We start from the raw sequence: 20,244 nt of genomic DNA, 5'->3' as shown, positions 1-20,244 counted from the left end.
CTGTGACGCAGGTGGCCGGAAAGAGCTACCTCTTGACCTGCCGGGCGACCACGAACCGGTCGATCTCCTCACCCGTCTCGGCGAGACCGCGGACCGTCAGCCTGGCCGTGCGGCCGACCGGTGCCGGCTCCACGTCCACCCGCAGGAACGAGTAGTTGGTGTACCGCACCCGCGACCAGTCCACCGTCACGGCCTTCTTGCTGCCGTCGGGCTGGGTCACGTACGACGGGAACGGGTCGACGTCCTTCTCGTGGCCCTCGTACGTGTCGGCCACCGGGAACGCGTACAGGCTCTTGCCCGCCGCGCCCGCCGTGACGTAGACGACGCCGTCCGTCTCCGGGTACGCGGTGCCGCCGATGGGCAGTTCCTTGGTGACCTTCTCGCCCTTGAGCACGTCGGAGCGCTCGTAGACGTGGTTGTGGCCGTTGATCACCAGGTCCACGGTGTACTTCTCGAACAGCGGCACCCACTCCTTGCGCACGCCCCCCTCCGAGGCGTGCGCGGTCGCGGTGCAGTACGCGCAGTGGTGGAAGAAGACGACGACGAAGTCGACACCGGAGCCGTGCGCCCGGAACTTCTTCAGCTGCGCCTCGAACCACTTGGTCTGGGTGCCGCCGGACAGGCCGAGGTTGGCCGGGATCTCCCAGGACACGTCGTTGGCGTCGAGCGAGATGATCGCCGTGTTGCCGTGCACGAACGAGTAGACACTCGGCAGGTTCTTCGGGTCCGGGCCGTTGCGCGGCGGCGCGAAGCGGGCCTCCTGGCTGCCGTAGCCGTGCGGCGCGTACCAGGCCTCCATGTCGTGGTTGCCGTAACTGACCATCCACGGCACGGACTTGGCGACGGTCTCGGTCTGCGCGAGGAACTGGTCCCAGGTCCGCGCGTCGAACGTGTCCGTGGTCTGCCCGGAGCCGGACGGGTCCGCGTACGCGATGTCACCGGCGTGCAGGTGGAAGGAGGGGCCCTGGGCGAGGATCAGACTGTCGTTGGCGAGCGCGTGGTAGCTGACGCCCTGGTCGCCGAAGGCGGTGAAGGTGAAGCGCTCCGAGCGGGCGGGCGCCGTGGTGAAGGTGCCGATGGTGCCGGCGAAGCGCGGGGCCGCCGGGTCGAAGCCCTGGTGGCCGACGCCGTAGTAGTACGTCTTGCCGGGCTTGAGGTGGGTCAGCTCGGCGTGCACGTAGTACTGGGTGTGGTCGGCGCTCGTGCCGACGCCCGCCGGGGTGTACAGGGCGCGGACCTCGGCCGGTATCTTCCGCGACAGGTCACCGGCGTGCGCGCCGATGCGGATGAACGGGTTCTTCACGGCGACCGGCACCTGCCAGGACACGGTCATCTCGGTGCGCGGGTCGGCCCCGTAGGAGAGGTGCCGGCCGAAGGGCGCGACGAGCGCGCCGTCGACGTGCTCCGTGGCGGGCGCGGTGGCGGCGGAGGAGGCGGCCGGGGCCGCGGCGCTCGCGGCGCCCGGTACGAAGACGCCGCCCGCGATGGCGCCCAGGGTGACGGCGCCGCCGCGGATCGCGGTGCGGCGGGAGAACGTGCTGCGGAGGTACTCGTGCTGCTCGGCCAGGGAGCGGTCGGCGAGCTCGTCGGGCACGCCCATGCGTGGAATGTCCATGGCGTGAAAGTTGCTGGCGGCACCTATCCCGGCCGGATACGCCGGATGAACGCGGCCCGAACAAGCGGCATGGCCCGTTCCAAACCTTGACCACATCCACCCCAAGAGCCCCGAAAGCCACCCACCCCCGGCCACCCCTGCCCGATATCGGGCAGATTTCTTGCGAAAGACCCGGCGGTCCCCCAGGATCGACCGGGTGCACGAGGAACTTGTCGATCATCTGACGCGCAGCACGCCCCTCAGCAGGGGTGAGGCGCTGCGGGTGATCCAGGACGTGCTCGCCTACTTCGACGAGTCGACGGAGGAATACGTCCGTCGCCGCCACCGCGAGCTCCAGGGTCAGGGCCTGGTGAACGCGGCGATCTTCGAACAGATCACGGCGGATCTGCGGTACCGGGCGGTGGCGCCGCCGGAGCTCACGCTCAGACAGCTGCGCCGCATGGTCTACGGCTGACCGGCCACCCGGCCCGGATCGATCCACAACCAGAGGGGACCCTTCTCACCCATGTGCGGAATTGTCGGCTACATCGGCAAGCGTGACGTCGCGCCGCTCCTCCTCGAGGGGCTGCAGCGCCTGGAGTACCGCGGCTACGACTCCGCGGGCGTCGTGATCACCAGCCCGAAGGCCACCGGCCTGAAGATGGTCAAGGCCAAGGGCCGCGTCCGGGACCTGGAGGCCAAGGTCCCGGCCCGCTTCAAGGGCACCACCGGCATCGCCCACACCCGCTGGGCCACGCACGGCGCCCCCTCCGACGAGAACGCCCACCCGCACATGTCGGGCGACAACAAGGTCGCCGTCGTCCACAACGGCATCATCGACAACGCCTCCGAGCTGCGCGCGAAGCTGGTCGCCGAGGGCGTCGAGTTCCTCTCCGAGACGGACACCGAGGTCCTCACCCACCTCATCGCCCGCTCGCAGCAGACGGAGCTGGAGGACAAGGTCCGCGAGGTGCTGCGCCTGATCGAGGGCACGTACGGCATCGCGGTCCTGCACGCCGACTTCCCCGACCGCATCGTGGTCGCCCGCAACGGCTCGCCGGTCGTCCTCGGCATCGGCGACAAGGAGATGTTCGTCGCCTCGGACATCGCCGCGCTGGTCTCCCACACCCGCCAGATCGTCACCCTCGACGACGGCGAGATGGCGACGCTGAAGGCCGACGACTTCCGTACCTACACGACGGAGGGCACCCGCACCACGGCGTCCCCGACGACCGTCGAGTGGGAGGCCGCCTCCTACGACATGGGCGGCCACGACACGTACATGCACAAGGAGATCTCCGAGCAGGCCGACGCCGTGGACCGCGTGCTGCGCGGCCGCATCGACGACCGCTTCTCCACCGTGCACCTGGGCGGCCTGAACCTGGACGCCCGCGAGGCCCGCTCCGTGCGCCGCGTGAAGATCCTCGGCTGCGGCACCTCGTACCACGCGGGTCTGATCGGCGCCCAGATGATCGAGGAGCTGGCCCGCATCCCCGCGGACGCCGAGCCGGCCTCCGAGTTCCGCTACCGCAACCCGGTCGTCGACCCCGACACCCTCTACATCGCGGTGTCCCAGTCCGGCGAGACGTACGACGTGCTGGCCGCGGTCCAGGAGCTCAAGCGCAAGGGCGCCCGGGTCTTCGGCGTCGTGAACGTCGTCGGCTCCGCGATCGCCCGCGAGTCCGACGCAGGTGTGTACGTCCACGCGGGCCCCGAGGTCTGCGTGGTCTCCACCAAGTGCTTCACGAACACCACGGTCGCCTTCGCGCTGCTCGCCCTGCACCTGGGCCGCATCCGCGACCTGTCCGTCGCCGACGGCAAGCGGATCATCGAGGGCCTGCGCAAGCTCCCGGCCCAGATCACGGAGATCCTCGCCCAGGAGGCGGAGATCAAGAAGATCGCCGAGGAGTACGCGGACGCCCGCTCGATGATGTTCATCGGCCGCGTCCGGGGCTACCCGGTGGCCCGCGAGGCGTCCCTGAAGCTCAAGGAGGTCTCGTACATCCACGCCGAGGCCTACCCGGCGTCCGAGCTGAAGCACGGCCCCCTCGCCCTGATCGAGCCCGCGCTCCCCACGGTCGCGATCGTCCCGGACGACGACCTGCTGGAGAAGAACCGCGCCGCGATGGAGGAGATCAAGGCCCGCTCCGGCCGCATCCTCGCGGTCGCCCACCAGGAGCAGGAGAAGGCGGACCGCACGATCGTCGTCCCGAAGAACGAGGACGAGCTCGACCCCATCCTGATGGGCATCCCCCTCCAACTCCTCGCCTACCACACGGCGTTGGCCCTCGGCCGCGACATCGACAAGCCGCGCAACCTGGCGAAGTCGGTCACGGTGGAGTAGCGGGACCGCACCCCACACAGACGAACGGGTCCCACACGCGCCACCAAAGCGCATGGGACCCGTTCCGGTGGGCCGGGGTCGCCCATTACCCCGGCCCGAGGGGGCTGTCAGCCGGTGGCCGTCACCCCCCGGCCGGCAGCACGTCGAGGCAGTGCGGTCGGGAGCTTGGCCATCGAGGCCGTGGCTCCGTACCAGGCCAGCAGGCCGCCCGCCGCGGCGAACCAGCCACCCACCTTGGCCGGCCCCGCGGTGTCACCGAACGCGGCGACCGCGAGCAGTACGAACGCGACGGTCATCGCCCCGTACGTGCCCCGCGCGAACGGGCCGGCCGCGGTGGCGCCGAGCGTCAGGCTGAGCGCGAGCAGGGCGAACAGGAGCAGGAACAGCCCCGCGGCGTTCGCCGGGACGGCGTCGCCGGAGCCGACGCCCCAGGTGAACCAGAAGGCTCCGAGCCCGGCGAAGGCCGTGCCCGTGAAGCCGTCGTCGCGCAGTGCGAGCAGACCGGCGACGAAGAGGGCGATGCCGCCCACGTACGTGGCGATCGAGACGGCGTCGGCCGCCGTCACACCGTCGATCACCCGGGTGTGGCCGAGGCCGAAGGCCAACAGGGTCAGTCCGAGGGCGAGTTGGCCGAGAGTCGAGACGGACGGGGTGGGTGCCGTGCTTCCCGCGGAGACGTCGTTGTCCACAGCGGGCTCCCTTCGTGCAAATGCGGGTGCTGTGCTGTTGTCCAGCGACCGGTATGTACCCTTCACAAGGGCACAAAGCACCTCTACGCACGAGTAGTTTCAGCCACCCGGCAGAAATTCACCGAACAGCCAACGCCGCTTCCCCGTAAACAAGTTGAAGAACCGTCAGCCACATTCCACCTGGGACAGGGCCTGGTTACGGAATGACAACGACAGGGCGCTGCGCCCGCCGGGCGAGCCGGCCCGCGACCGAGCCGAAGATCCGCCCGACGAGCCCATGGGTCGAGCCCACGACGATGGCGTCGGCGGAGTACTCGCGGCCGACCTCCTCCAGCTCGTGGCAGATGTCGCCGCCGCGCTCGACGAGGATCCAGGGCACCTCGGACAGATAGTCCGCACAGGCCAGTTCCAGACCGAGCACCTCGGTGCGGTGATCCGGCACATCGACGAAGACGGGGGGCTCGCAGCCGGCCCACACCGTGGTCGGCAGCCGGTTGGCCACATGCACGATGATCAGCCCGGAGCCCGAGCGGTGGGCCATGCCGATCGCGTAGGCCAGCGCCCGCTCGCTCGACGTCGAGCCGTCGAAACCGACGACTACACCGTGTCGGAAAGCGGGGTCACAGGCGTGACGTGTCTCTTCCGCCGCTTGGGGGGTCGTCGTGGGATCGGCGACCTGCCGCTTGCGGTCCGCGGGTTCGGGAATCTCGTGACCGGCCATGAGTGTCTCGGCGTGTACCTCGTGGGCCTCTGTGATGAGGGGACGACAACAGATTCGGCGGAGCTGTGTCCGGGAATCATCTTCCCAACCCCATACCCCCAAGGGTACGGCGACACTCCTCCTCTGCCCAGACTCCGGCCCGCTGTCAGGCCTGCTCGCACGTCCGCTCCGCAGCGTTCAGGGGAGCATGCACGAGGCCCCGCCCGTATGGCAATGGTTGCTGCCCCGTACAGGCGGTTTGCGCACTCTTGTGGCCCCTGTGCGGGGTGGATCAAGTGACCGGGACGATGGCCGCGCGTTGAACTCCCGAACCGAGACACAGGGAGCACTCCGTGCCCGGACCGACCACCGCGCACCGGGAAACCGCCGACCGCCGGCGCATCCCGGCACCTGCCCGTACGCCCGGGTCGCACACCCGGGCGACCCCTCACGCCCAGGACGCGCCACCTCCGGGGACGGACGGGGCGGGCGACGTGGTCCGGTGGGCGGTGTTCAGCTGCTTCCTGGTGCCGCTCGTCCTCGTCGGGTACGGCATTTCGGCCGCGGGCGCCGCGGGGGCCGCTCTGGGGCTCGCCGCGGTCACCGCCGCCTGCCGGGTCCTCCTGCGTCAGTCAGAACGTGGCGCCGCACAGTTGCACAGTGAACAGTGTTGCGGTCATCGTGGGCGTCACGGGCGGACCGGTCCCGGGGTGCGTGGGCGCGGTCGCCGAACGGGTCGCCGTACGTCGGTCGACTGATCGGAATCTGGGCACTACTCCGTAGATTTTCAGCCAACTTCGGCTAGGGGTGGATTGCTTGCCCGACCCCTCCTCCAACCCCCGTTCCACCAGGGCTGAAAGGGCCGCAGAAGGCGCTTGCACCCTACGGGGACCGGCCACCGAGTTGAGACGCACTTCCCAGCAACGCCCGTGAGTGCAACGCTTCGTGATCGAATGCTTCACGCCAAGTTGCCATGTCGACAATGTGCCAGGTCCTTAACTGGTCACGACGGCACCACGGGACACAGTAGATTCGATCATGACTGTCTGATCTGTAGGCGGCGGGGGACTTCGTGCAGGACCGAGGGGAAACGTGCAGGAGCGAACAGCCCGTCAAAATATTGAGGGAGCCGCGATCACCGAGGGGGGCTTAGCAGGATGAGCCACGACTCCACCACCGCGCCGGAGGCGGCGGCTCGCAAGCTGTCGGGGCGCCGGCGACGAGAGATCGTCGCGGTGCTGCTGTTCAGCGGCGGACCCATTTTCGAGAGTTCCATTCCGCTTTCCGTGTTCGGAATCGATCGACAGGACGCGGGCGTTCCCCGGTACCGGTTGCTCGTGTGCGCCGGCGAAGAGGGACCTCTGCGAACGACTGGGGGACTTGAACTCACCGCGCCACACGGGCTCGAGGCGATCTCGCGGGCGGGCACGGTCGTCGTGCCGGCCTGGCGCTCGATCACCTCGCCGCCGCCGGAGGAGGCGCTGGACGCGATCCGTCGCGCCCACGAGGAGGGCGCGCGCATAGTAGGCCTGTGCACGGGCGCGTTCGTGCTCGCCGCGGCCGGCCTGCTCGACGGCCGGCCGGCCACCACGCACTGGATGTACGCACCGACGCTCGCCAAGCGCTACCCGTCGGTCCATGTGGACCCGCGTGAGCTCTTCGTCGACGACGGGGACGTGCTGACGAGTGCCGGTACCGCGGCCGGTATCGACCTCTGTCTGCACATAGTGCGCACGGACCACGGCAACGAGGCGGCCGGAGCGCTCGCCCGCCGCCTGGTGGTCCCGCCGCGCCGCAGCGGCGGTCAGGAGCGCTATCTCGACAGGTCTTTACCTGAGGAGATCGGCGCGGACCCGCTGGCCGAGGTCGTCGCCTGGGCCCTGGAGCACCTCCACGAGCAGTTCGACGTGGAGACGCTGGCGGCCCGCGCCTACATGAGCCGCCGTACGTTCGACCGGCGCTTCCGCTCGCTCACGGGAAGCGCTCCCCTGCAGTGGCTGATCACCCAGCGGGTGCTGCAGGCCCAGCGGCTCCTGGAGACCTCCGACTACTCCGTCGACGAGGTCGCCGGGCGCTGCGGCTTCCGGTCGCCGGTGGCACTGCGCGGGCACTTCCGGCGCCAGCTGGGCTCGTCCCCGGCGGCGTACCGGGCGGCGTACCGCGCGCGCAGGCCGCAGCAGGGCGACCCCGTCACGGGCGCCGGGAAACCGGAGAAGCCCGTGGAGATCGCCTCGGTGCCGGGCCCCGAGACCCCGGGCCCCGGTCCGGTGCCCGCCCAGTCGCGGCGCACCGCCGCGGCGAACGCGTTCGGAGCGCCGGCGGCCTCGCTGCCGACGGGTCCGGCGGGCCACGCGGAGGGCGGCAAACCGTCGTCCGACGCGTTCGCCCCGGGCCGGGCGAGCCTGCCCGGTCCGCGTACGGCGCCGTAACAACCGGAACAGGAGCTGACGCCCGTCGTCTGCCAGCGGGAAGGTCCGGGCCTTAGGGTTGGTCGCATGAACGATCGCATGGTGTGGATCGACTGCGAGATGACCGGACTCTCGCTGGCGAACGACGCGCTCATCGAGGTGGCCGCACTGGTCACCGATTCGGAGCTGAACGTACTCGGCGACGGTGTGGACATCGTGATCCGCCCGCCGGACGAGGCCCTGGAGCAGATGCCCGAGGTGGTGCGGAACATGCACACCGCCTCGGGTCTCCTCGACGAGCTGGCGGGCGGTACGACGCTCGCCGACGCCGAGGAGCAGGTTCTCTCCTATGTACGTGAGCACGTCAAGGATGCGGGCAAGGCCCCGCTGTGCGGGAACTCGGTCGGTACCGACCGCGGATTCCTGCTGCGCGACATGCCGACGCTGGAGGACTACCTCCACTACCGGATCGTCGATGTGTCCTCGGTCAAGGAACTGGCCCGGCGCTGGTACCCGAGGGCGTACTTCAACAGTCCGGAGAAGAACGGCAACCACCGGGCACTCGCCGACATCCGCGAGTCCATCGCCGAGCTGCGCTACTACCGTGAGGCGATCTTCGTCCCGCAGCCCGGGCCCGACTCCGACACCGCGAAGTCGATCGCGGCGAAGCACGTCCTGCCTGCGGAATAACCCGTCGTAGGCCCTCTCGTACGGGGTCCGTAAAAGGGGTGCGCGAGCACCCCTTCGGACCCTGTACACTTTTTCTCGGCCGGTCGGAAGAACGACAAAAGACCGGACATGGTGGGTGTAGCTCAGTTGGTAGAGCACCTGGTTGTGGTCCAGGTGGCCGCGGGTTCAAGTCCCGTCACTCACCCTGAAGGGTCGAAGGCCCCGGTTCGGAAGAACCGGGGCCTTCGGCGTTCCCGCCGCCGCCCTCAGGAGGAGGCGCGGACGACCAGCTCCGTCGGCAGCACCACATGGCGCTCGGCGCCCCGGCGGGCCGAGGAGCGCTTGCCCTCGGCGGCGAGGGCGATCTCGTCCAGCAGCAGGGCCGTCATCGCCCGGCCCATGTCGCGGGTGGGCTGGCGCACGCTGGTCAGGCCCGGCTCCATGTGGCGGGCGATCACCGAGTCGTCGAAGCCGACCAGGGCGACGTCGTCCGGGATCCTTCGGCCGGCCTCGCGCAGCACCTGGCGGGCGCCGGAGGCCATCAGGTCGGAGCAGGCGAAGACCGCGTCGAGGCCGGGGCTGCGCTCCAGGAGCTCGGCCATGCAGCGGCGGCCGCCCTCCTCCGTGAAGTCTCCGTAGGCCACGAGTTTCTCGTCGTAGGCGATCCCGTCGGCGGCCAGCTGGCTCTCGTACCCGGCAAGACGCCGCTGGGCGCCGTACACGTCGAGCGGACCCGCGATGATCGCCACGGAGCGGCGGCCGCGCGAGGTCAGGTGCTCCACGGCGGAGCGCGCGCCCGCGTAGTTGTCGGTGTCGACCGAGGGCAGCGGCTCGTCGGCGGAGCGGGGGCCGCTGATCACCGTCGGGATGTCCATCTGCAGGAGACGGTCCGCGAGGGGGTCGTCGGCGTGCACGGAGACGAGCAGGACGCCGTCCACGCGGTGGGCGGCGAGATACGCGGCCAGCCGGTCCTGCTCGCGCTCGCCGCGGGCGAAGGTCAGCAGCAGCTGGAGGTTGGACTCGGCGAGGGCGACGCCGACGCCGCCGACCATGCCGGAGAAGTACGGCTCCGAGAAGAACCGGGACTCGGCTTCCGGAACCACCACGGCTATCGAGTCCGTGCGGTTGGCCGCGAGGGCGCGGGCCGCCGTGTTCGGGACGTAGCCGAGCTCGGCGACCGCCTCCTCGACCGCGGCCCGGGTGCGGTCGCTGACCCGCGGCGATCCGTTGATCACGCGAGAGACCGTGCCCCGGCCGACGCCCGCCCGGGCCGCGACCTCCTCCAGGGTCGGACGCCTGTTGTGAGTGCCGCGAGCCGCCATAGCTCCTACCTCCCCAAGTCTCACGCGGAATCTAACAGCCCGATAAACGCTGCGACTTGCCGCTGCCGAGTCTCTTGACACCCCCGGGCCGAACGACGACCCTTCAACACATCACACATGGGAGCGCTCCCACCCTAGTGGACGCATACAGAAGCCGCACGTTCCCCGACCGAGCCGCAAGTGAACGCACGGGTCCAGCAAGGCAGTTGGCCGGGACATGCATGTGAGAGCAATTGAGCACTTGGAGGACGCAATGCGCACGACTGCCCGTATGTCCCGACGCGCGATGACCTTCGCGGTCGCCGCCGCCCTGGCCACAGGGCTGCTTGCCGGATGCGCGAGCGACGACGGTTCCGGATCCGACGAAGGGTCGAGCGGGGGTTCCGGCGGCAAGGGCGGGACGACGCTGACCATCGGCACCTTCGGCACCTTCGGGTACAAGCAGGCCGGGCTGTACGAGGAGTACATGAAGCTGCACCCGGACATCACGGTCAAGGAGAACGTCACCACGCGGACCGATGTCTACTGGCCCAAGACGCTCACCCGTCTGCAGGCCGGGTCCGGTACGGACGACGTCCAGGCCATCGAGGTCGGCAACATCACCGAGGCGGTGCAGACCCAGGCCGCCAAGTTCGTCGACATCGGCAAGGAGGTCGACAAGTCGCAGTGGCTGGACTGGAAGAACGCCCAGGCCACCACCAAGGACGGCAAGCAGATCGCGCTCGGCACCGATGTCGGCCCGATGGCCATCTGCTACCGCAAGGACCTCTTCGAGAAGGCCGGTCTGGAGACCGACCGCACCAAGCTCGCCGCGTCCTGGCAGGGCGACTGGAGCAAGTACGTCGACCTGGGCAAGCAGTACATGAAGAAGGCGCCGAGCGGCACCAAGTTCGTGGACTCGGCGTCCTCGGTCTACAACGCGGCGCTCGGCGGGGAGAAGGAGCGCTACTACGACAAGGACGGCAACGTCATCTGGGACAAGTCCTCGGGTGTGAAGAGCTCCTGGGACGCCGCGATGACGGTGGCGACCAGTGACATGTCGGCCAAGCTGAAGCAGTTCGACAAGCCGTGGGACCAGGGCTTCGCCAACGGCACCTTCGCCACGGTGGCCTGCCCCGCGTGGATGCTCGGCTACATCCAGACCAAGGCCGGCAAGGCCGGCGAGGGCAAGTGGGACGTGGCGGCGGCGCCGACCGCGGCGAACTGGGGCGGCTCGTTCATCGGTGTGCCGACCGCGAGCAAGCACCAGAAGGAGGCCATCGCCTTCGCCAAGTGGCTGACGGCCCCCGAGCAGCAGGCGAAGGTCTTCGGTGAGCAGGCCAGCTTCCCGTCCACCCCGTCGGCGTACGCGAGCCTGAAGCCCGAGGCCAAGACCACCGCGTACTTCTCCGACGCTCCGCTGACGCAGATCTTCTCCGACTCGGCGAAGACGATCCCGGTCCAGGTCTTCGGTGTGAAGGACCAGCCGATCGGCACCGCGATCACCGACACCGGCATCCTCCAGGTCGAGCAGAAGGGCAAGTCGCCCGCGCAGGGCTGGGACGCGGCCACCAAGGAAGTCAAGGACGTGCTCGGCCAGTGACCAGCTCCGAACAGGCGTATCGGCAGTCCTCGTCGAGCGCCGACGCCGCGTCCGACTCCCTCGAGGAGTCGGGCGCGGCCCGGAGCGCTCAAGGTCGTGGTACCCCTCCGGGCTCCTCCTCCTGGCGCAGCCGGTTGTACCGCTGGGACATGAAGGCGTCGCCGTACGCGTTCATCTCTCCGTTCTTCATCATCTTCGGCGCCTTCTCGCTGGTGCCGCTGCTCTACACCGCCTGGTACTCGCTGCACAACGTGCAGCTGTCGGCGCTGGACAACCAGACCTGGGCGGGCCTGGACAACTACAAGAACCTCTTCGAGTCGGACTTCTTCTGGAACGCCTTGGGGAACACGTTCTCCATCGGTGTCCTGTCGACGGTGCCGCAGCTGATCGTGGCGATCTGGCTCGCGCACATGCTCAACTACCGGCTGCGCGGCTCGACCGTGTGGCGCGTCGTCATGCTCACCCCGTACGCGACCTCGGTGGCGGCGGCGACACTCGTGTTCGTCCTGCTGTTCTCGCCGGACACCGGAATGATCAACTGGGTGCTCGACCTGGTCGGCATCGACCCGGTCAACTGGCGTGAGTCCGACTGGGGTTCGCAGTTCGCGGTCTCCTCCATCGTGATCTGGCGGTGGACCGGGTACAACGCGCTGATCTATCTCGCCGCGATGCAGGCGATCCCGGCCGACCTGTACGAGTCGGCGGCCCTGGACGGCGCGAACCGCTGGCAGCAGTTCCGGCACGTGACCGTTCCGATGCTGCGCCCGACGATCCTGTTCACCGTGGTCGTCTCCACCATCGGCGCGACCCAACTCTTCGGCGAGCCCCTGCTGTTCGGCGGGGTGAGCGGCACCAAGGGCGGGTCCGAGCACCAGTACCAGACGCTCGGCCTGTACATGTACGACCAGGGCTGGATCGTCGGCAACCTCGGCAAGGCGTCCGCCATCGCCTGGTCGATGTTCCTGATCCTGCTGGTCATCGCCGCGATCAACCTGCTGATCACCCGACGGCTGAGGAAGACCCAATGACCACCATCAGTGATGTGACGCCCGGCCAGGTGGCGGACGAGGTCGCCGCCGGACCGCCCGTCCGCAGGCGGGTGCTCGGCGCGGGCAAGCAGCTGCACGCGGGACCGGTCACCTATGTCGTCCTCGCCCTGTTCGCCGTGGTCTCGCTCGCCCCGCTGCTGTGGACGGCGATCGCGGCCTCGCGCACCAACACCCGGCTCGCGCAGACGCCGCCGCCGTTCTGGTTCGGCGGCAATCTGTTCAAGAACCTGGAGACCGCCTGGAACCAGGCCGGCATGGGCACCGCGATGTGGAACACGATCATCGTGGCCGCCTCCATCACCGTGGGCACCGTGCTCTTCTCCACGCTGGCCGGGTTCGCCTTCGCCAAGCTGCGGTTCCGGTTCTCCACGACGCTGCTGCTGATGACCATCGGCACGATGATGATTCCGCCGCAACTGGCCGTCGTGCCGCTGTACTTGTGGATGTCCGACCTGGGCTGGGCCAACCAGCTGCAGACCGTCATCCTGCCGACCCTGGTCAGCGCCTTCGGTACGTTCTTCATGCGGCAGTACCTCGTGGGCGCGCTGCCCACCGAGCTGATCGAGGCCGCCCGCGTCGACGGCGCGAGCAGTCTGCGGGTGGTCTGGCACGTCGTGTTCCCCGCCGCGCGTCCGGCGATGGCGGTCCTCGGGCTGCTGACCTTCGTCATGGCCTGGAACGACTTCCTGTGGCCGATCATCGCGCTCAACGGTGAGAACCCGACGGTCCAGGTCGCCCTCAACCAGCTGGGCACCGGGTACATCCCCGACGACTCGGTCATCATGGCCGGCGCCCTGCTCGGCACGTTGCCGCTGCTCATCGCGTTCCTGCTGTTCGGCAAGCAGATCGTGGGCGGCATCATGCAGGGCGCGGTCAAGGGGTAACCGGTCGTCGTCGCCTTCGGCGGGGCCGGTACGGAATCCCGCCGGGGGTGTGTCGGTCTCGTCGCCGGGTGCGGACCGGTGGGGCTTCTCGCGCAGTTCCCCGCGCCCCTGAGGCATGCGGCTTCGCCGCGCCTCATGAGATGGCGCACGCAGTGCGCATCTCAGCGGCGCGGGGAACTGCGCGACCAGCCCCCACCGGACCCGCACCCGGCACCGAACCGCCACCCCTACGGCGCCCCGCCGCATCCCGCCCGAACCCGAAACCGTCCCCCCTCCACAACCCCCATGGGAGCGCTCCTATGACCACCACTGACAACACCGGCGTCACCACCACCGCCCTCACCGCACCTGCCGCACCGGAGGGGGCCCGATTTCCCGCAGGGTTTCTCTGGGGGTCGGCCACGGCCGCGTACCAGATCGAGGGCGCCGTGCGGGAGGACGGACGCACCCCCTCGATCTGGGACACGTTCAGCCACACCCCGGGGAAGGTGGTGAACGGCGACACCGGGGACATCGCCGTGGACCACTACCACCGGTGGCGCGACGACGTGCGCCTCATGGCGGACCTGGGCCTGACCGCGTACCGCTTCTCCGTGGCGTGGCCGCGCGTGCAGCCCACCGGGCGCGGTCCCGCCGTGCAGCGCGGGCTCGACTTCTACCGGGGGCTCGTCGACGAGCTGCTCGCGCACGGGATCAAGCCGATGGCGACCCTGTACCACTGGGACCTGCCCCAGGAGCTGGAGAGCGCCGGCGGCTGGCCCGCGCGCGACACCGCCCACCGGTTCGCGGAGTACGCCGGGATCGTCGGCGAGGCGCTCGGTGACCGCGTCGAGAGCTGGGTGACCCTCAACGAGCCCTGGTGCAGCGCCTTCCTGGGGTACGGCTCGGGGGTGCACGCCCCGGGCCGCACCGACCCCGCCGCCGCGCTGCGCGCCGCGCACCACCTCAACCTGGGCCACGGGCTGGCCACTTCGGCGCTGCGCGCCGCGCTGCCGGCCCGGGCGGGCATCGGCATCAGCCTCAACCCGAGCGTGGTCAGGGCGCTCACCGACGCTCCGGCCGATCTGGACGCCAAGCGCCGGATCGACGCGCTCGCGAACCGCGTCTTCACCGGGCCGATCCTGAAGGGCGCCTACCCGCAGGACCTGATCGACGACACCGCGCGCGTGACGGACTGGTCCTTCGTGCAGGACGGGGACACCGACGTCATTCACCAGCCCCTCGACTTCATCGGGATCAACTACTACACGCCCGCCGTCGTCTCCGGCCCGCGCGGCGAGCAGGACGGACCCAGGCTGGACGGTCACGGCGCCAGTGACCACTCCCCCTGGCCGGGCGCCGACGACATCGTCTTCCACCACGCGCCCGGTGAGGTGACCGCGATGAACTGGCCGGTGGATCCGACCGGCCTCACGGACCTTCTCCTTGACTACACCGCTCAGGCCCCCGGGGTTCCGCTCTACGTGACGGAGAACGGCGCCGCCTACGAGGACTCCGTCGACGCCGAGGGCCGCGTCCACGACCCCGACCGCATCCGCTACCTGCACGGACACCTCGGCGCCATCCACGAGGCGATCGCCCAGGGCGCCGACGTCCGCGGCTATTTCCTGTGGTCGCTGCTGGACAACTTCGAGTGGGCCTACGGGTACGGCAAGCGGTTCGGCGCCGTCTACGTCGACTACGAGACGCAGGCCCGCATCCCGAAGTCGAGTGCTCTCTGGTACTCCCAGGTCGCGCGGGTCGGCGGGCTGCCCGCCGACCAGTAGCCGCTTCCCGGGCCGGTCCGTCGCGTGGCGAGGCGAGGGACCGGCCCGTATTTTCCGTATATGTCGCATATCGCCGTCATTGAGATCAGCTGAGCCGCCGTGGGCGTACTCAAGGACCATCCGGAACTCGTCCTGTTCGTGAGCCTGGCGCTCGGCTACCTCGTCGGGAAGCTGCGTGTGGGGCCGCTGACCCTGGGCGGTATCTGCGGGACGCTGATCGTCTCGCTGCTCCTCGGCGCCTGGACGAAGGCCCAGGTGTCCGACGACGTGAAGACCGTGTTCTTCGCGCTGTTCATCTTCGCCCTCGGCTACATGGCCGGGCCCCAGTTCTTCCGCAACCTCAACAAGAAGAGCCTGCGCTTCTTCGTGCTGTGCGGCATCGAGCTGGCCTGTGTCCTCGGCATCGCCTTCGGCCTCGCCAAGGCCTTCGACCTCGACGTCGGCACGGCGTCCGGCATCCTGGCCGGCGCCGCCACCGAGTCCGCGGTCGTCGGTACGGCCACCGAGTCCATCGGCAAGCTGTCGGGCCTCACCGCCCAGCAGATCACCGAGTACCAGGGCAACGTCGCCACCGCGTACACGGTCTGCTACCTCTTCGGCCTGATCACGATCGTGCTCTACACGAGCCAGATCATGCCGATGATGCTGCGCATCAACCTGCGCGACGCCGCCCGCGAGCTGTGGGAGCGCACGCGCAGCCGCGGCAGCCTGGAGGCCGACGAGCGGCCCGCGCTGCCCGGCATGGTCGGCCGCACCTACCTGGTGACGACCGCCGACGGGCGGACCGTCGGGGACCTGGAGTCGCATCTCGGCGAGCGGGTCACCATCGAGTCGGTCAAGCGCGGCAGCAAGGTCCTCGCCCCCGACCCCGGCCTGGAGCTCACCCTCTCCGACCTGGTGCTCGTGGTCGGCCGGCGGGCGAACACCATCGAGGCGGGACGGCTCATCGGGCCGGAGACGCCGGGGGTGCCCGGCCTCGACTCGCCGCTGGCCACCAAGCAGGTGTCGATCACGCGCAAGGCCGACGACGGCAAGACGATCGACCAGCTCCAGCGGGAGAACCCCGAGTTCCTCAAGGACGGCGTGTACGTCACCGACGTCACGCGCGCCGACACCGATCTGCCCGCGAACGGCGACACGGTCCTGCACCGCGGTGACGTCCTCACCCTGGTCGGGGCCCGCTCGGGGCTCGGCAAGCTCGTCGCGAAGCTCGGCTCCGTCGTCAAGAACGACGCCACCGACTTCATCTACCTGGGGCTCGGTATCGCCGCCGGTTCGCTGCTCGGCCAGATCGTCGTGAAGTTCGGCGACGTACCGATGTCGCTCGGCACCGGTGGCGGCTGCCTGATCTCGGGCCTGCTGTTCGGCTGGTTCCGCTCGCGGTCGCAGACCTTCGGCGCGTTCCCGCCGCAGGCCGCCTCGACCATCAAGGACATGGGCCTGGCGGTCTTCATCGCCTGCACGGGCCTGGTGTCGGGGCCGCAGGCGTGGCCGCTGCTCAAGGAGTACGGGGCGCTGCTGCCGTTCGCCGGGATCGCGATGGTGCTGATCCCCGCCACGATCTCGCTGATCGTCGGCCGCAAGCTCCTCAGGATCGAGAAGCCGCTGCTGATCGGCGCCATCGCGGGGCAGCAGTGCTCGACCCCCGCGATCACGGCCGTCACCCAGGTGGCGCAGTCGTCGGTGCCGATGCTCGGCTACACGATCACCTACGCCCTCTCGAACTTCCTGCTCCCCCTGACGGGCCCCGTGCTCGTCGGCGTCCTCGGAAACTGAGAGGCGGCCCGAACATGATCGACTTTCTCAATCGGAACATCTTCCAGCCCCATCCCGAGCTGCTGGTCTTCATCACCGTGGCGATCGGCTTCCTCTTCGGGAAGATCCGCTACAAGGCCATCGCGCTGGGCGCCGTCACCGGCTGTCTGGTCGCGGGGCTGCTGCTCGGCGCCCAGTTCAAGGTCACCATCGACGGGACCGTGAAGAACCTGTTCTTCACGATGTTCCTGTTCGCGCTCGGCTACAAGGTCGGCCCGCAGTTCTTCCGCGGCCTGAAGAAGGACGGCCTGCCGCAGGTGATCAACGCGATCGTCGTCTGCGTCACCGGCCTGCTGGTGTGCTGGGGCTTCGCGGCGATGCTCGGCTACGGGCCCGGGCTCTCCGCCGGCCTGCTCGGCGGGGCCCTCACCCAGTCCGCGGTGATCGGTGTCGCGCAGGACGCCATCGGCAATCTGCCGGGCCTGTCCTCCGCCCAGGTCAAGGACGAGAGCAACCTCGTCGCCATCGGCTACGCGGTGACGTACCCCCTCGGCACGATCCTGTGCGCGATGCTCCTGGCGAACGTCCTGCCGAAGCTGTACCGCAAGGACCTCGCCGCCGAGTCGGCCGCCCTGGCCAAGGAGCTGGACGCCCCCGAGGACGACCCGGACCTGCACGAGGGCTACTACGAGGTGGTGCTGCGCGCCTACACCATCCAGCGCCCGGACATCGTCGGCCGCACCATCGACGACTTCGAGCAGCAACAGCAGCAGCTCGGGCACCGGATCTACATCACGCGGGTACGGCGCGACGGGCAGATCCTCGACCACGACCAGCAGACCGTGCTGCGCGAGGGCGACGTGGTCGCGCTCAGCGCGCTGCGCGGCTCGCTCGTCGACTACGACGCCCGTACGCACATCGGCGGCGAGACCGACGACGTGGAGCTGCTCGGCTACCAGACGGAGACGCTGCACGTGGTGGCCTCCGAGAAGGCCCAACTCGGCAAGAGCGTGGCCGAGTTGCGCAAGGAGCCGTTCATGGTCGGGGTCTACATCGACAAGATCTACCGCTCCGGCGCCGAATTCCCGTACCGCCTCTCCTCGAAGATCGAGCGCGGCGACACCCTCATCCTGACCGGCCCCAAGCGGCTGGTGGACCCGGCGGGCAAGGCGATCGGCAAGGCCGTGCCGACCTCGTTCGCGACCGACATGATCTGGGTCGGGCTCGGCATCTTCCTCGGCGGCTGCATCGGCATCCCGGCGCTCACCGCGGGCGGCGTGCCGATCTCGCTGTCCACGTCGGGCGGCGCGCTCATCATGGGCCTGGTCTTCGGCTGGATCCGCGGCAAGTACCCGACGTACGGCAATGTGCCGCCCGGCGCCCAGTGGTTCATGGACACGCTCGGCCTGTGCCTGTTCGTCGCGGTCGTCGGCATCAACGCGGGACCCAGCTTCACCTCCGGCCTGTCGACGGCCGGCTGGGGGCTGCTGGTCTTCGGCGCGGTGGCCACGGTGATCCCGCTGATCGTCGGCTTCCTGGTCGGCCACTACATCCAGAAGATCCGCTTCCCGATCCTGATGGGCGTCCTGGCGGGCGGCCAGACCACGACGGCCGCGATCGGCGCGATCAACGAGTCGTCCAGATCCCAGGTCCCCACGCTCGGCTACACCATCCCGTACGCCGTCGGAAACGTACTGCTGACCATCTGGGGCGCCGTGATCGTCCTGCTCCACCACTGACCCGCAGCGTTCAAGGACGTAAGGAAAGACCATGCCGAAGACGACCCTCACCCGCGAGCAGATCCAGCAGTACGCGCAGCTCTCCCCCTTCGAGCTGAAGAACATCTTCATCGACCTCGCCAAGGAGGCGCAGGCCGACCAGCCGGGCCAGAAGGACAAGTCGAGCGTCCAGATGCTCAACGCGGGGCGCGGCAACCCGAACTGGACCGCGACCGGGCCGCGCGAGGCGTTCTACGCGCTCGGCTACTTCGCCCTGGAGGAGTCGCGCCGGGTGTGGACGGCGGACAACCTCGGCGGCATGCCGGAGGAGAAGGGCTCGTACGAGCGTTTCGACACGTTCGTGCGCCGCCACCCCGACCTGCCCGGCATCGAGATGCTCGCCCAGTGCGTGCAGATGGGCATCCAGCGCTTCGGGTTCGACAAGGACGCCTTTGTGCACGAGCTGACGGACAGCTCGATCGGCGACAACTACCCGGTACCGGACCGCATCCTCACGCACGTCGAGCAGGTCGTGCGCGGTTACATCGACGACGAGATGTTCAACAAGCAGCCGCCCGAGGGGAACGTCTCGTACTTCGCGACCGAGGGCGGCACCGCCGCCATGTGCTACATCTTCGACTCGCTGATGAAGAACGGCGTGCTGAAGAAGGGCGACAAGATCGCCCTGATGGTGCCGGTGTTCACGCCGTACATCGAGATCCCCGAGCTGGACACGTACGAGTTCGACGTCACGTACGTGGAGGCCAACATGTTCGCCGAGGCGGGCGTGCGCGAGTGGCGTTACCCGGAGGAGGAGGTCGCCAAGCTGGAGGACCCGGAGATCAAGCTGGTCTGCCTGGTCAACCCCTCCAACCCGCCCTCCCTCGCGCTGAGTCAGCGGGTCGCGAACCAGATCAAGAACATCGTCGCCGAGAAGAACCCGAACCTCCTCATCGTCACGGACGACGTGTACGGCACCTTCGTGGAGGGCTTCCGGTCGATCGCGGCCGACCTGCCGCGCAACACCCTGCTCGTGTACTCGTACTCCAAGCACTACGGCTGCACGGGCTGGCGGCTCGGTGTGATCGGCCTGCACGACGACAACGTGATCGACGAGCTCATCGCGGCCATGCCCGCGGACGCCAAGGAGCGCCTGAACAAGCGGTACGGGACCCTCACCCTGGAGCCGGAGAAGATCAAGTTCATCGACCGCCTGGTCGCCGACTCCCGCCAGGTCGCCCTCAACCACACGGCGGGCCTGTCGCTCCCCCAGCAGGTCATGCTCGGCCTGTTCTCCCTCTTCGACATGCTGGAGGAGGGGCAGGCGTACAAGCTGCGCATCCGCTCCATCGTCCAGCAGCGCCTCCAACTCCTGCTGGAGGGAGCGCAGATGAAGATCTCCGACGACGCCCACCGGGCCGGCTACTACATCGAGCTGGACCTGATGGCGCAGGCCCAGCTCGAACACGGCGAGGAGTTCGCGTCCTACCTGGAGCAGACGTACGAGCCCATCGACCCGCTGTTCCGCCTCGCCCAGCAGACGGGCGTGGTGCTGCTCAACGGCGGCGGCTTCGAGGGCCCGGAGTGGTCGGTCCGCGTCTCCTTGGCCAACCTCGACGACCTGGACTACCTGAAGATCGGCCACCACCTGCGGGCGATCTTCAACGACTACGCGGAGGAGTGGCGGACGTCGAAGGGCTGACGCCCCTCGGGGCCGGGCGGGGCCGGAAGGGCTCCGCCCGGCCCCTGCCGACGGCCCGGCCC

The 20,244-nt window shown here is 69.1% G+C and carries 16 protein-coding genes and 1 tRNA gene; 13 read left to right on the top strand and 4 right to left on the bottom strand.

The genetic code is table 11. The annotated features are described in order from the left end of the window. Positions 1–25 precede the first annotated feature (25 nt). Entirely contained in the window at positions 26–1,615 is a 1,590-nt protein-coding gene (locus ACQUQD_RS25900) for a purple acid phosphatase family protein (protein ID WP_428954521.1), read from the bottom strand. A gap of 196 nt (positions 1,616–1,811) precedes the next feature. Between ACQUQD_RS25900 and ACQUQD_RS25895 the strand changes: the two genes are divergently transcribed. Together ACQUQD_RS25895 and glmS are read left to right on the top strand one after the other, a co-directional pair. Next, complete coding sequence (locus ACQUQD_RS25895; RefSeq protein ID WP_428954520.1) at positions 1,812–2,069, top strand: hypothetical protein; 258 nt, start codon at positions 1,812–1,814, stop codon at positions 2,067–2,069. 51 nt (positions 2,070–2,120) lie between these two features. Next, complete coding sequence (gene glmS / locus ACQUQD_RS25890) at positions 2,121–3,938, top strand: glutamine--fructose-6-phosphate transaminase (isomerizing) (protein WP_428954519.1); 1,818 nt, start codon at positions 2,121–2,123, stop codon at positions 3,936–3,938. Positions 3,939–4,045: 107 nt separating this feature from the next. Here the strand turns inward: glmS and ACQUQD_RS25885 are convergent, their stop codons facing one another. Both ACQUQD_RS25885 and ACQUQD_RS25880 read right to left on the bottom strand, forming a co-directional pair. Further along, on the bottom strand, positions 4,046–4,627 hold the full coding sequence (locus ACQUQD_RS25885; RefSeq protein ID WP_428954518.1) for a GPR1/FUN34/YaaH family transporter: 582 nt from the start codon (positions 4,625–4,627) through the stop codon (positions 4,046–4,048). Positions 4,628–4,823: 196 nt separating this feature from the next. Then, positions 4,824–5,348 (bottom strand): universal stress protein, encoded by a 525-nt coding sequence (locus tag ACQUQD_RS25880; RefSeq protein WP_428954517.1) that lies wholly within the window; start codon positions 5,346–5,348, stop codon positions 4,824–4,826. Positions 5,349–5,821: 473 nt separating this feature from the next. Here ACQUQD_RS25880 and ACQUQD_RS25875 point away from each other — a divergent pair, with 473 nt between their 5' ends. The 4 genes from ACQUQD_RS25875 (at position 5,822) to ACQUQD_RS25860 (ending at position 8,609) form a co-directional block, all read left to right on the top strand. Further along, positions 5,822–6,085, top strand: a complete 264-nt coding sequence (locus tag ACQUQD_RS25875; protein WP_428957659.1) for a hypothetical protein — start codon at positions 5,822–5,824, stop codon at positions 6,083–6,085. Between the two features lie 399 nt (positions 6,086–6,484). Next, positions 6,485–7,756, top strand: coding sequence for a helix-turn-helix domain-containing protein (locus ACQUQD_RS25870; protein ID WP_428954516.1), 1,272 nt, complete (start codon positions 6,485–6,487; stop codon positions 7,754–7,756). 66 nt (positions 7,757–7,822) lie between these two features. Then, complete coding sequence (orn, locus tag ACQUQD_RS25865; protein WP_428954515.1) at positions 7,823–8,425, top strand: oligoribonuclease; 603 nt, start codon at positions 7,823–7,825, stop codon at positions 8,423–8,425. A gap of 111 nt (positions 8,426–8,536) precedes the next feature. Then, a tRNA-His gene (locus ACQUQD_RS25860) sits at positions 8,537–8,609 on the top strand. A gap of 61 nt (positions 8,610–8,670) precedes the next feature. On the opposite strand, the gene ACQUQD_RS25855 is transcribed toward ACQUQD_RS25860, so the two are convergent. Further along, the gene (locus tag ACQUQD_RS25855) at positions 8,671–9,726 is read right to left on the bottom strand and encodes a LacI family DNA-binding transcriptional regulator (protein WP_428954514.1); all 1,056 of its coding nucleotides are present in this window, start codon (positions 9,724–9,726) and stop codon (positions 8,671–8,673) included. A 253-nt stretch (positions 9,727–9,979) separates the two neighbouring features. Between ACQUQD_RS25855 and ACQUQD_RS25850 the strand changes: the two genes are divergently transcribed. From ACQUQD_RS25850 to ACQUQD_RS25820, 7 genes are all read left to right on the top strand, one after another. Then, the gene (locus ACQUQD_RS25850) at positions 9,980–11,308 is read left to right on the top strand and encodes an ABC transporter substrate-binding protein (RefSeq protein WP_428954513.1); all 1,329 of its coding nucleotides are present in this window, start codon (positions 9,980–9,982) and stop codon (positions 11,306–11,308) included. Beyond that, the gene (locus ACQUQD_RS25845; protein WP_428954512.1) at positions 11,305–12,336 is read left to right on the top strand and encodes a carbohydrate ABC transporter permease; all 1,032 of its coding nucleotides are present in this window, start codon (positions 11,305–11,307) and stop codon (positions 12,334–12,336) included. Before ACQUQD_RS25850 ends, ACQUQD_RS25845 begins: the two co-directional genes overlap by 4 nt. Beyond that, positions 12,333–13,241 carry a carbohydrate ABC transporter permease gene (locus ACQUQD_RS25840; RefSeq protein WP_428954511.1) on the top strand — a complete coding sequence of 303 codons (909 nt, stop codon included), beginning with the start codon at positions 12,333–12,335 and terminating at the stop codon, positions 13,239–13,241. Before ACQUQD_RS25845 ends, ACQUQD_RS25840 begins: the two co-directional genes overlap by 4 nt. 299 nt (positions 13,242–13,540) lie before the next feature. Continuing rightward, positions 13,541–15,007, top strand: a complete 1,467-nt coding sequence (locus tag ACQUQD_RS25835; protein WP_428954510.1) for a GH1 family beta-glucosidase — start codon at positions 13,541–13,543, stop codon at positions 15,005–15,007. A 99-nt stretch (positions 15,008–15,106) separates the two neighbouring features. Next, the gene (gene aspT / locus ACQUQD_RS25830; protein ID WP_428954509.1) at positions 15,107–16,783 is read left to right on the top strand and encodes an aspartate-alanine antiporter; all 1,677 of its coding nucleotides are present in this window, start codon (positions 15,107–15,109) and stop codon (positions 16,781–16,783) included. Between the two features lie 14 nt (positions 16,784–16,797). Then, positions 16,798–18,501 (top strand): aspartate-alanine antiporter, encoded by a 1,704-nt coding sequence (gene aspT, locus ACQUQD_RS25825; RefSeq protein ID WP_428954508.1) that lies wholly within the window; start codon positions 16,798–16,800, stop codon positions 18,499–18,501. 31 nt (positions 18,502–18,532) lie between these two features. Then, on the top strand, positions 18,533–20,182 hold the full coding sequence (locus ACQUQD_RS25820) for a bifunctional aspartate transaminase/aspartate 4-decarboxylase (RefSeq protein ID WP_428954507.1): 1,650 nt from the start codon (positions 18,533–18,535) through the stop codon (positions 20,180–20,182). Positions 20,183–20,244 lie beyond the last annotated feature (62 nt).

It is taken from the genome of Streptomyces sp. cg35 (assembly GCF_050410835.1).
GTDB lineage: Bacteria > Actinomycetota > Actinomycetes > Streptomycetales > Streptomycetaceae > Streptomyces.
The sequence above is the reverse complement of the archived record's forward strand: the minus strand, read 5'-3'. Positions and strand labels throughout refer to the sequence as shown.